This window comes from Rhodococcus sp. NPDC060090 (assembly GCF_042729855.1).
Taxonomy (GTDB): Bacteria; Actinomycetota; Actinomycetes; order Mycobacteriales; family Mycobacteriaceae; genus Rhodococcus.
Genome location: NZ_JBHWXB010000011.1, coordinates 1 through 13,013 on the forward strand (window position 1 = coordinate 1; position 13,013 = coordinate 13,013).

Genomic DNA, 13,013 nt, shown 5'->3' on the forward strand with positions numbered 1-13,013 from the left:
AAATCATCGAGGATCCCGATATCACCGACCACAACCGCCGGATCATCCACCACCGCACGCAGAATCCGCAGCAACTGCTCCGCAAACGCCGCGACGGTGGACTTGTCGAAGAGATCTGTCGAATACTCGAAAACTGCAACACCGGGGTCGACCGAATCCGCATCACCGAAGTCGGGCACCGTCAGCTGTAAATCGAATTTCGCTGTGTGGGCATCGATCTCCGTGGCGTCGACATCGACATCTCCGACACGGACCTTCCCTAGCTCAGGAGTGAGATCCATCGCCAGGATCACCTGAAACAACGGGTGTCGTGCGGCCGAGCGAACAGGGCTGAGGACTTCGACCAATCGCTCGAACGGGATGTTCGCGTGTGCGTAAGCATTACCATCGATCGAACGGATACGCCCCAAGAAGGACTCGAAAGACTCGCCGCCATCCACATCGGACCGGAGGACGAGAGTATTGACAAACATTCCGACCATGTCGTCGAGCTGATCATCGTCCCGACCAGAGACAGGTGTGCCGATTGCGATGTCACGGGTACCCGACAGCCTCGACAGCAGCACGGCGAACGCTGCGTGCATGACCATGAACGGCGTCACGCTTCGTTCGCGGGCGAGCGCAACGACATCTCGTAGAAGACGCGGCTCGAGATCGAAGCTCAACCTATCGCCCTTGTTGGACGAAACCTCAGGCCGAGCGCGATCAGTAGGAAGATCGAGCTGTTCAGGAAGGTCGGCGAGTTCCTTCTTCCAAAAGTTCAACTCGCGGTGGGCAACTGACTGTTCATCTTCATCAGACCCGAGAATCTCGCGTTGCCAGAGTGCGAAATCAACGTACTGGACGGGTAACGGCTCGAAGTCCGGGGCGCTCGCACGCGACCTTGCATCGTACGCCGCCAGAAGATCACGACCCAATGGAGCGAAGGATGCGCCGTCAGCTGCGATGTGATGCAGAACGATCGCCACGACGTGGTGCTCAGGAGCAACCCTGTACAACACAGCCCTGAAGGGAAACTCCGTTGCCAGATCGAACCCGACCGACGCAAACGAAATCAGCTGAGCATCGACATCGTGCGCATCGACGTCATGGAGCTCGAGCTCGAGGGCTACCTCGGATGCCGGTACTACACGCTGCTCTGGCGAACCGTCGACCTCGACGAAGATCGTACGGAGAATCTCATGCCGCACGACGAGGTCGAACAACGCCGCACGGAGGGCTTCGTCATTGAAGGCTCCGCGCATTCGCACCGCGAAGGGAAGGTTGTAGACCGCGCTTGCGGAATCAAACCGGTTCAGGAACCACAGGCGCAACTGCGCAGTCGACAAGGGCAAGACGTCGGGTCGCGGCCGCGCCACCAGGGCACGCCGGGCACCCGATCCGACCTGCTTCGCCACTCGCGTTGCGAGACCCACCACGGTGGGCGCCTCGAACAGCGCACGCACCGGAATCTGGGTGTCGAGCGCGGCACCGATGCGGGAGACGACCTGGGTGGCGACCAGAGAGTTGCCACCCAGTTCGAAGAAGTCGTCGTCGAGACCCACCCGCTCGACTCCGAGAACCTCACCGAACGCGGTGGACACCGCCCGCTCCGCTGGGGTACGGGGTTCGCGGAAGGTTCGGGTACTGCTGAAGATCGGCTGCGGAAGCGCCTTGCGGTCGAGCTTGCCACTGGTGTTCAGCGGGAGTTCCTCGAGCACCATGAGCGATGCCGGGACCATGTACGACGGCAACGCACGCTCGGCGTGATCCGTCAGGTCCGCGACGTCGATCGTCGCTGCCGGGGTGGGCACGACGAAGCCCACCAGCTGGTCGCCGGTGGAGGTCTGCACCACGAGCACGACGGCCTGCGAGACGGTGTGGTGCGAGAGCAGGACCGCTTCGATCTCACCGAGTTCGATGCGCTGACCTCGGAACTTCACCTGGAAGTCGGTGCGCCCGATGTAGTCGAGGATGCCGTGTTCACCGTCGGGCGACACCCAGCGGACGAGGTCGCCGGTGCGGTACATCCGGTCGCCCGGAGCGCCGAACGGGTCGGCGAGGAACCGATCGGAGGTCAGGTCGGGCCGGTCGAGGTACCCGCGAGCAAGCTGGACGCCGGTGAGGTAGAGCTCTCCCGGGCGCCCCACCGGAACGGGGCGGAGACGACGGTCGAGCACGTACGCGCGGCTGTTCCACTGCGGGATGCCGATCGGAACGCTGTGGACGTCGCCCGGTCCGGCGCGGTGATAGGTGATCGACACCGCGGCCTCGGTGGGCCCGTAGAGGTTGTGCAGACCGGCGGAGCACAGCTGCGCGAAGTCGGCGGCCGTCTCGGAGGGCAACGCTTCGCCGATGACGAAGACGTGACGCAGTGTGTCGCAGCTACCCTCGGGTGCATTGGCCACGAACACGGTGAGCATCGACGGCACGAAGTCGGTGAGCGTCACCCGGTGCTCGGCGATCTTGTTCGCGACGTAGACCGGGTCGCGGTGCCCGTCCGGTGTCGCGATGACGAGCGTCGCACCCACCCGCAACGGCATGAAGAAGCCCCACAGCGACACGTCGAACGTGGTGGCGGTCTTCTGCAGATAGACGTCGGTGGATGCCACGTCGTACTGGTCGTTCATCCACTGGATCTGGTTGTCGATCGCAGCGTGACCCACCGCGACGCCCTTGGGTCGGCCCGTGGATCCGGACGTGAAGATCACGTACGCGGTGGTGTCGGGCCGCACCGGCCCGAGTCGCTCCGCGTCGGTGAGCGGCCCACCATCGCGTGACGAGTGGTCGAATGTGTCGATCTCGACGACCGGCGCTACGTCGGGGAGTTCGGCGCGGTCGCGCGAGGTGGTGAGCACCACGACCGGTTTCGCGGTGTCCAGGATGTATCCGGTGCGGTCGGCAGGGTGGTCCGGGTCGATCGGCACCCATGCACCGCCGGCCTCGAGGATCGCGTACATGCCGACGAGGAGCTCGCAGGAGCGGCGGACACACAGGCCGACGAGAGACTCGGGACCGACCCCGCGGTCGACGAGTTCCCGGGCGAGGGAGTTGACGCGCGTAGCGAACTCACCGTAGGTGAGCGACTCCCCCTCGTAGACCAGTGCCGTCGCATCGGGTGTCGCGGCGGCCTGCGCCCGGAAGTCGGCGAGCAGTGCGCGTTGCTCCACCGGGTGCTCGGTGCGGTTCCAGTCGACCACGGCGCGGTCGAGTTCGACGTTCGCAGCGAGTGGGATGTCCCAGACGAGCCGGTCGGCGTCGGACGCGACGAACCGGTCGAAGAACTCGACGAACCGTGCGTGGTTGGCACGTGCCTGTTCGGCCGGGTAGAGGTTGGGGTTGGACTCGAAGTCGATGTGGACGCGGGTGCCACCGCTCTTGTAGACGTTGACACCGAGGTCCTCGATGAGACCTGTCGACAGGATGTTGATGTGTCCGACCATGTCGCCGAGACGAATTTCGTTCTCGAACAGCATGATGTTGACCCACGGTCCGAAGAACGTGGACTGTGCCCCGACCGACGTGTCGCGGTCGCGGACGATGTCCTCGTGCCGGTAGCGCTGGTGTCTCAGGGCCCCGGACACGGCGGCGCCCGATGCGGCGATCAGGTCGTGCACGGTGGTGTCGTCGGTGACGTCCAGGCGCAGCGGCACGACGTTCGACACCATGCTGCCGGAGCGGCGCAACACCGCGGTCGTCCGCGCGGCGACGGGCAGGCTCAGCACGACGTCGGTGCGGCCGGTCATCTGCGCGACATACGCGGCGAAGGCCGCCACGACGGCCGTCGCGAGACTTGCGCCTTCGCGCTCGGCGAGCACGTCGACGTGATGTTCGATGTCGTCGGTCAGCGCGGCGCTGTCGATACGGCTGACGGGCGCAGGCGCTGCCGTGCGGTCGGCCAGGCTCGACGGTTCCTCGATGCCCTCGATCTGCCCCGCCCAGTACTCGCGATCGTCGGCGAACCGTTTCGAATCGCGGTAGTCCATCTCGACGTCGTAGACCTTGCGCAGGTCCGAGGCGCGGTTCGGGCTGGCCTCGATCCCTTCCACGGCCGCGGTGTACAGCTCCGCGATCCGGGTCATGAAGGTCGCGGCGGCGAACCCGTCGAGCGCGAGGTGGTGGACGCGGTTGTACCAGAAGTAACGGCTCTCACCGATGCGAAGCACCGTCGCGGCGATGAGCCTGTCGCGGAGCACGTCCACGGGTCGGCTCCGGTCCTCGCTCATCCACTCGAGCGCGGCCTGGCGGGGGTCCTGTTCGTCGCGCAGATCCACATATCCGAGCGGGGCCTCGAGGGTGGGGTCGACGAGCTGATAGGGGTGCGCGTCCACTTCGATGAAGCGGAGGAACCCCGATCCCGTCTCGAGGGCCGCGCGGGCACTGGATTCGCGAAGTACGTCGAGATCGAGATCGCCGTCGAGTTCGACGTACTGGGCGATGTTGGCTGGCACCGTCGGGTCGACGTGCTGGGCGAACCACATGCCCAGTTGTGCCGGCGAGAGAGGAAACGCACCGGGCGGCACCGCTGCCGCACTCGTCTTCTTCGTTTCCGAGCCGCCGATACCCAGCGAGTCCAAACCCCAACCTTCCTCTCACCGTCGGACGACGACCGACCTGCGCACCGACCTGCGGAGCACATCACCGTACCCCGCGTATATCTGCAGATCAGGTGAGGATCGTTACGGCGAGCCCGGCAGCGGGATCCCACTGACCTGACGACGCAGCCACAAACCCTACCGACCGGCAACAACCGTTCGAGACAGGTTACTCGCCGGTCATGTCAGGTGCCCTTCGCATACACACCGGCCCAATCTACAGGGTGAGGACCAGCGCTCGAATCGTCGTGGGCAGGACAAGGCGTCACCGTCGCGATGATGAGAGGAGGATCACCACATCACTGCGATGATCACGTTGAGGATGCCGAGTCCGCCGGCAACGTGAGCGAGCGCAGCGGTCGAACCCGGGTTCTGCTTCTCCTTCTTCAGACCGACGATCGCGACAGCGAGGATGATCAACGCGATGACGAGTTTGATGCCGATCTTCATGTGGTTGACGTCGGCATCATCGGCCTCGTTGAGCCCCACGAGCGCGAGACCGGTCACCACCTGAAGGATCGCGCCGTGCAGCATGCCCATGACGACACGCGGGTCCTTGATGACCGCGAGCCACGAGCCGATGATTCCGGCGAGGCCGATGAAGTGCAGGATCAGAAAAATCTTGATGGCAACGTCCATGTCCGCAATCCGAACATTCCGGGCGTGCTCTGTCCAGTAAGGCAGCACTCAGCAGATGATGGGCGTCACGACTGCTCGCGGTACCACTCGATGAGTTCCGGAACGTCGAGCGCCGTTCGCTCGACAGTCACCGCGGCCTCGGTTCCCTGCAAAATCCGTTTGATGGGGACCTCGAGTTTCTTGCCGGTGCGGGTGTGCGGGATCCCGGGTGCGGCGATGATGTCGTCGGGCACGTGCCGAGGTGAGATCCGCGTCCGAAGTTCTGTGCGGATCCGCTCACGGAGAGCCTCGTCGAGGGTCACACCGTCGGCGAGAACGACGAACAGCGGCATCCAGTACCGGCCGTCGGGTCGCTCGACACCGAGCGCGAGGGCCTCGACCACCTCGGGCAGATCTTCGACCACCTGGTAGATGTCGGCCGTGCCCATCCGGATCCCGTGCCGGTTCAACGTCGCGTCGGAACGCCCGTGCATCTGGACGGAGCCACGCTCTGTGATGGAGATCCAGTCGCCGTGCCTCCATACGCCGGGATAAGCGGAGAAGTAGGCGTCGTGGAGGCGGGTGCCGTCGGGGTCGTTCCAGAAGCGCACCGGCATCGACGGCATCGGCGCGGTAACCACGAGCTCGCCCACCTCGCCGCGCACCGGACGGCCCGCGGCATCGAATGCATCGACTGCGACGCCGAGACACGGCACCGACAACTCCCCCGGCCACACCGGCATGGTCCTGACCGACCCGATGAACGCCGACACCACGTCGGTGCCGCCGGTGATCGACATGACCTGGACCCGCTCGCCCACATTCTCTCCGAGCCACAACGACGACGTGGGCGGCAGCGCCGAGCCGGTGACCCCGACACCACGGAGAGCGGACAGGTCGTGGTCGCGGCGCGGAACGACGTCGGCTTTGATACACGCGAGGACATATCCGGGACTCGTCCCGAACACAGTGACGTGTTCGTCCGCCGCGATCCGCCACAGCCGGTCGACGTCCGGGTACGAGGGAGCACCGTCGTAACTGACGATCGTGGCGCCGACGAGCAGCCCGGCAGCGAGAAAATTCCACATCATCCAGCTCGGGCTCGTATACCAGAAGTATGTGTCGCGGGGGCCGATGTCGAGGTGCAGCGACAGCGCCTTGAGATGCTCGAGCAGCACTCCACCATGTCCGTGCACGATGCCCTTGGGTAGGCCGGTGGTGCCGGACGAGAACACCGTCCACAGCGGGTGGTCGAACGGCACCGGGACGGGCTCGAACTCGTGCTCACCGGCAGTGGCCTCCTCCCATGTGAGCAGGCCGGGGTCGAGCAGGGTGTCGCCGGAGGCAGCACCGCCGGTCACGAGCACCGTGGCTTCGAGCCCCGGCATCCGCTCGCGCAACCAGGCGACCTCGGCAAGTCTGTCGTGCCGGCACCCGTTGTACCGGTAGCCGTCCGCGGTGACGAGAATTTTGGGATCCAGCTGTCCGAGGCGGTCGAGCGCGGCGGGGGCTGCGTAATCCTGCCCGCACGCCGACCACACCGCTCCGACGCCGGCGGTGGCGAGCAGCGCGACGATCGCTTCGGGAATGTTGGGCAGATACCCGACGACTCGGTCGCCCGGTTTCACCCCGTACTCGCGGAGCGTGGCCGCGAGGGCCGCGGCCCGGCCGTGCAGTTGCGTCCACGATGTCTCTCGGCGCTGTCCGTCCTCGTCGACGTGGATGATCGCCGGGCGATCGGCACGAGCGTTCCGGAAGACGTGCGACGCGTAGTTCAGCCGGGCACCGGGGAACCACACGGCCCCGGGCATGGCGGAGTGGGCGAGTGCGGGCCCGGGATCGGTGCCGCCGCGGATCTCGAACCAATCCCACACTGCCTGCCAGAATTCCGAGGGATGCTCGATCGACCACTGCCAGAGTGCCTCGTACTGCGGTAGTTCCACGGCGTGGCGTTGCTCGACGAAACGGCCGAACGCCGTCACCCTCGCTTCGGCGAGGTCCACTTCGCTGGGAACCCACTGTGGACGCACCATCATCGTCACCTCCGTTCCGGCTCGACCTCCACGCGCCCCGATCGGAACCCGTTGGCGCGCGCTTCCACCGATCGGTGCAGGATCTGTTCGGCGTGTCGCAGCACCGGCGCATCCACCATCTGTCCCTCGAACCGGAACGCGCCCCGTGACTCGGGCACTGCCGCAAGGACCCTGCGAGCCCATTCGACCGATTCCTCGCTCGGCGTGTAGGCCTCACGGATGACCCCCACTTGATCGGGGTGGATCGCCACCTTCACATCGAACCCGACCGCGACCGCGTCGAGTGCCTCGCTGCGCAATCCGGCGTGGTCGCCGATGTCGAGACAGGCGGCGTCGAGAGCCCAGCGGCCGTACGCCTTCGCGGCGAGCAGCACCGACGACCTGACGTGTTTCGCGACGTCGCGGTAGGTGCCGTCCGCGTGCCGGATGCTCTGTCCGCCGAGCCCCACGGCGAGGCCCTCCGCGCCCCACATGACACCGATCGTGCCCATGGCCAGCGCGATGTCGGCGACCGCGAGCGCTCCACGCGGTGACTCGACGAGCGCAATGACCTCGCGTGGGGCGAGAGCCGTCACCTGCTCCGGAGATTCGCATCGTGCGAGCATCAGCCGGGTGTACGGCGAGTTCGCCAGAGCCCGCAGGTCCAGGTAGTGGTCTTCGGTGCCTGCCGGATTGATCCGGACCACGGTGCGCGCCGGGTCGAGAGACCGGTCCAGAAGAGTGCGGCGGGCGTACTCCTTGTCGGCCGGCGCGACACTATCGTCGAGATCGAGCACGACGACATCGGCGGTAGCGGCGGCCTTGCCGTAGCGCTCGGGTCGATCGGCCGGGCAGAACAGCCATGCCGGCCCCGGGATCACACTCATGTCGTCGACCTTCCTGTCCGTCCATTGTGCCGGTAGCGCACATGTCGATGATGCCGTTCCGCACACGTCCGGTCACAACCTGCGACACACCTGTGATCGCAGACGACGATGGCCTCGCCCGGTTGATCCGGGCGAGGCCATCGGCTGCTCGTTGTCTTCAGGGAGCGTCGTACATCAACGCTTCTCTCTGGTCATCGATGTGTAGAGCAACGTCAGGATCACTGCGGCCGCGATACTGATGATCCACCGGATCCAGTCGATGCCACCGGTATCCGCGTTTCCTTCCGACGAGATCGCGCCCCAGACCCAGTAACCGATGAGAGCACCGACGATGCCGATGATCACCGTGATGAGCATGCCCATCGACTGCTTCCCCGGGATCACGAGCCGGGCCAAGACACCGATGACCGCACCGAAGATGATTGTGCCGACGATTTCCCAGAACATCCCGAGCTCCTCTCGTAGACGATCTTGCCGCGACGAACTGCACTCCAGTGTGTACGTCCCTGTGCTGTCTGCGGGGCAAATTCCGAAGATCGATCACCGAACGTTGCGTTGTGGCAACCCGTTCACGATGTGTGAACGATCACTCCGCGGAGATTCTTACCGTCCCGGAGATCCTGATAACCCTGGTTGACCTCGTCCAAGGTGTAGCGGGTGGTGACCAACTCGTCGAGCTTCAGCTGCCCGGCGTCGTAGAGGCGCAGGAGACGCACGATGTCGTACTGCGGGTTGGCCGATCCGAACAGCGAGCCCTTGATGGTCTTCTGGAACAGCGTCAGGTCGGTGCCCGACACGTGAACCGTCAGTTTTTCGGGGTTGGCCAGTCCGGTGATCACCACGGTGCCACCCTTTCCGATGACCGCGGTTGCCGCAGAGACGACCTCCTCGTCGACCGTGCCCACCAGAATCAACGCAGCATCGGCGCCCTGGCCCCAGCTCAGTTCGTTGACCTTCTCCGCGGCCTCGGCTGCGGTCGCGAAGGCGTGGGTGGCCCCGAACTTCAGGGCAGCATCGCGTTTCATCTCGACGGGATCGACTGTCACCACGTACTTCGCGCCGGCGTGGACGGCACCTTGAACGGCATTGATGCCGAGACCGCCGATGCCGTAGATCACCACGATGTCGCCCGCGCGCACATCACCGGAGTACACCGCCGTTCCCCACCCGGACGGCACACCGCAACCGACGAGCACCGCCGTCTCGAGGGGCAGCCAGTCGTCGACCTTGACCACCGAATGCTGAGAGATCGTGGCTCGCTCGGAGAAGGTTCCCAACATGCACATGGCACCGAAATCAGTGCTGCCCGAATGGAAGCGAAAGGAACCGTCGGGCATCGACCCTTCGAGGATCGTTGCCCCCATGTCGCACAGGTTCTGCCGGCCGGTCGAGCAGTACCGGCACGTCCCGCAGTTGGGGATGAAGCTGCACACGACGTGATCTCCGGGCTTGACCTTGGTGACGCCGGGCCCGATCTCCTCGATGATCCCGGAGCCTTCGTGGCCGCCGACGATCGGATAGCGGGGCGGCAGATCGCCGTCGGTCAGGTGCAGATCCGAATGACACAGACCGGCAGCGGTGTACTTGATCAGCACCTCTCCCGGGCCGGGTCCGTCGAGTTCGAGTTCCATGAGTTCGAACGGTTTGCCGGCTTCGAGCAGAACTGCGGCTTTGGTTTTCATCTCGTCCTCCGTGTCCGACTGTCGTTTCGTACGGGTACCGCTACGTGTGGATCAGGACTGATCGACCTCCTGGAGAAGAAGCACCGACGCTTCACGCATCTCGACCTTGCGGATCTTGCCGGTGACCGTCATGGGGAACTCGTCGACGACATGGACATAGCGCGGGATCTTGTAGTGCGCGAGCTTGCCGGTGCAGAATGCGCGCAGTGACTGTGCGTCGAGTTCGTCGGCGTCCGCACGCAGGCGCACCCACACCATCAACTCCTCGCCGTATTTCGCATCCGGAACACCTACGACCTGGGCGTCGACGATGTCGGGGTGGGTGTAGAGGAATTCCTCGATCTCACGCGGATAGATGTTCTCACCGCCGCGGATGACCATGTCCTTGATCCGGCCCGTGACCGAGACGTATCCCTCGGCGTCCATCACGCCGATATCGCCGGTGTGCATCCACCGGGCCGCATCGATCGCGTCGGCCGTCTTTTCGTGGTCGTTCCAGTAGCCGAGCATCACCGAATAGCCACGAGTGCACAGCTCCCCCGTCTCACCTCGCGGCACGGTGAGTCCGGTGCTCGGATCGACGATCTTGACCTCGATGTGAGGCCCGACCCTCCCGACGGTCGACACCCGCTGCTCGATGGTGTCGTCGCTGCGGGTCTGCAGCGACACCGGGGAGGTCTCGGTCATCCCGTAGCAGATGGACACCTCGCTCATGCCCATACGCTCGATGACCTGCTTCATCACCTCCACCGGACACGGGGAGCCCGCCATGATGCCGGTGCGCAGGGAGGACAGATCGACGGTGTCGAAGGACGGGTCGGCGAGCTCGGCGATGAACATCGTCGGGACTCCGTACAGGGAGGTGCAGCGCTCCTCGGCGACAGCTGCGAGGGTGGCGGCAGCTTCGAAGGCCGGCGCGGGGATGACCATGGTGGCACCGTGACTCGTGCATGCGAGATTGCCCATGACCATGCCGAAGCAGTGATAGAAGGGAACCGGGATGCACACCTTGTCCTGCTCGGTGTAATGGCACAGTTCGCCGACGAAGAACCCGTTGTTGAGGATGTTGTGGTGACTCAGGGTGGCGCCCTTGGGGAATCCGGTGGTTCCCGAGGTGTACTGGATGTTGATGGCGTCGTCCGGCGACAGGTCGCGCGCGGCAGCATCGAGTGCGCCCCGCCCGGTGCCGAGCGCCGAGCGTCCCGAGGCCACGAGCTCGTCCCACTCGGGGCGGCCGATCAGGACCACCTGTTCGAGCTCGGGGCACTCGCCGCGGACCTCACCGATCATTGCGGCGTAGTCGGAGGTCTTGAATTCCGGTGCGGAGATCAGCATCCGGATGCCCGCCTGCGCGAGCACGTACTGCAGTTCGTGGGAGCGGTACGCGGGGTTGATGTTGACGAGAATCGCGCCGATCTTGGCGGTGGCGTACTGCACGAACGTCCATTCCGCGCAGTTGGGTGCCCAGATTCCCACGCGGTCGCCCTTGCGGATACCCGCGTTCAGCAGGCCCAGTGCGAGTGCGTCGATCTCGGCGGCGAGTTCGGTGTACGTCCAGCGTCGTCCGGTGGCGCGCTCGACGAGTGCGTCGCGAGCGCCGTGGCGTGCGACGGTGCGGTCGAGGTTGTCGCCGATGGTGTCGCCCAACAGCGGAACATTCCACGCGCCCGAGTCGTAACTGGGAAGTGCGGGGGCGGTGATACCGGTCATCTCGACTCCTGAGGTGGCGGCCGGACAGGACGGGGGCTCTCCCACCATCCTCGTCTTTTCGAGGCCGCAGGTGTGCGGATTCTGGACAGCTGCCGACGGTAGAAAGGCGCCTCCCCCGGATGTCGGGGAAGGCGCCCGTTCCTACAGTGCGCGATCGCGGGTTTCGACGAGGGCCGCGGTGCAGACGAGGCTCACGAGGCCGATCACGACGAGCATGATGCCGATCGCGATACCGCCGTACGCCGCAGCGAGAGGCGCGGCGAGCATCGGCGGGATGGCCCCGCCGAGCACACCGGCAAGGTTGTAGCCGAGTCCGGCGCCGGTGTAGCGGTACCGGGTGTGGAACATCTCGGGCAGCAGCGCACCGCACGGTCCGTACGCGATACCGAAGATCGCGAGGGTGACCATCATGCCGACGATGAACGCGGCGGGGGAACCCGTGTCGAGCAAGGGGAACAGTGCCAGCGCCCAGACGACGGAGAACGCGCACGACACCATGATCACGCGTCGACGGCCGAACCGGTCGGAGTAGAGGGCGGACAGCACGATCGCCGCGCCGAAGACCAGCGACGACGCGATACCCACCATCAGCACGAACGGCCGGTCGAAGCCGAGGGTCGTCGTCGCATAGCTCGTGAGATATGCAGTACCCAGGTAGAAGAACGCGAACATGATCGACAGCGCGCCGGCCGCGAGGAAGATCTCCTTGGACTGATACCGCAGAGCGTCGAGGAACGGCAGGGAACGCTTCTCCTCGGGTTCTGCTGCGCGGGATGCAGATTCGGCACGGAAGACCGGTGTCTCCTCGATCGCCAGGCGCATGTAGAGGCCGATGCCGACGAGAACGATGCTGAACAGGAACGGGATTCGCCAGCCGTAGGTGAGGAATGCCTCGTTGGTATCGCCGAGCGCGAGCCCTGTGAACAGGAACGTTGCGCTCGAGAGCGCGAATGCGATGGCCGGGCCGAGCTGCGGGAACATCGCATAGAGCCCCCGTTTGCCCGGCGGGGCGTATTCGGCCGTGAGCAGTGTGGCACCGGCCCATTCACCGCCGACCGCGAAGCCCTGCGCGAACCGTAGTAACACCAGGATGATCGGGGCTGCGATTCCGATAGTGCCTGCCCCGGGTAACAGACCGATGAGCAGGGTCGAGATGCCCATGAGGAGAAGGGTCGAGACGAGGGTCTTCTTGCGGCCGATGCGGTCGCCGAAGTGGCCGAAGAGCATGGCCCCGACGGGGCGGGCGATGAACGCGACAGCGAACGTAGCAAACGACGCGACCGTGCCCGCGGTAGCACCGAGCGCCGGGAAGAACACCGTGGGAAACACGAGTGCCGCAGCCGTGCCGTAGATGAAGAAGTCGTAGAACTCGATCGTCGTGCCGATGCAGCTCGCGATCGCGACACGTCGTATACCGGGGCCTCCGGTCTGTCCGGGTCCTGTCCCGGCGGCGGGGCCGGAATCCCCGGCCGCCGCCTGCCCTGTCGGCGGCTTACCCGCCCCGGGTGTCGACACAGTGGTCACGTCGGT

At 65.3% G+C, this 13,013-nt stretch carries 8 protein-coding genes; all 8 read right to left on the reverse strand.

The window, feature by feature from the left end; genetic code table 11:
• On the reverse strand, nt 1-4,556 hold a 4,556-nt coding region (locus tag ACFWCF_RS15965), incomplete at its 3' end, for an amino acid adenylation domain-containing protein (RefSeq protein WP_378563096.1).
• A 309-nt stretch (nt 4,557-4,865) separates the two neighbouring features.
• A complete protein-coding gene (locus ACFWCF_RS15970) occupies nt 4,866-5,213 on the reverse strand; it encodes a hypothetical protein (protein ID WP_378563099.1) in 348 nt (115 codons plus the stop codon).
• A 65-nt stretch (nt 5,214-5,278) separates the two neighbouring features.
• On the reverse strand, nt 5,279-7,228 hold the full coding sequence (locus tag ACFWCF_RS15975) for an acetoacetate--CoA ligase (protein WP_378563101.1): 1,950 nt from the start codon (nt 7,226-7,228) through the stop codon (nt 5,279-5,281).
• Between the two features lie 2 nt (nt 7,229-7,230).
• Nucleotides 7,231-8,091 carry an HpcH/HpaI aldolase/citrate lyase family protein gene (locus tag ACFWCF_RS15980; RefSeq protein ID WP_378563103.1) on the reverse strand — a complete coding sequence of 287 codons (861 nt, stop codon included), beginning with the start codon at nt 8,089-8,091 and terminating at the stop codon, nt 7,231-7,233.
• 174 nt (nt 8,092-8,265) lie between these two features.
• Nucleotides 8,266-8,538: a GlsB/YeaQ/YmgE family stress response membrane protein gene (locus ACFWCF_RS15985; protein WP_378491368.1), complete on the reverse strand. Its 273-nt coding sequence runs from the start codon at nt 8,536-8,538 to the stop codon at nt 8,266-8,268.
• 122 nt (nt 8,539-8,660) lie between these two features.
• Nucleotides 8,661-9,773 (reverse strand): NDMA-dependent alcohol dehydrogenase, encoded by a 1,113-nt coding sequence (locus ACFWCF_RS15990; protein ID WP_378491369.1) that lies wholly within the window; start codon nt 9,771-9,773, stop codon nt 8,661-8,663.
• Between the two features lie 51 nt (nt 9,774-9,824).
• Nucleotides 9,825-11,483, reverse strand: a complete 1,659-nt coding sequence (locus tag ACFWCF_RS15995) for an AMP-binding protein (protein WP_378491370.1) — start codon at nt 11,481-11,483, stop codon at nt 9,825-9,827.
• Between the two features lie 141 nt (nt 11,484-11,624).
• The gene (locus ACFWCF_RS16000) at nt 11,625-13,007 is read right to left on the reverse strand and encodes an MFS transporter (protein ID WP_378563106.1); all 1,383 of its coding nucleotides are present in this window, start codon (nt 13,005-13,007) and stop codon (nt 11,625-11,627) included.
• Nucleotides 13,008-13,013: the final 6 nt, after the last annotated feature.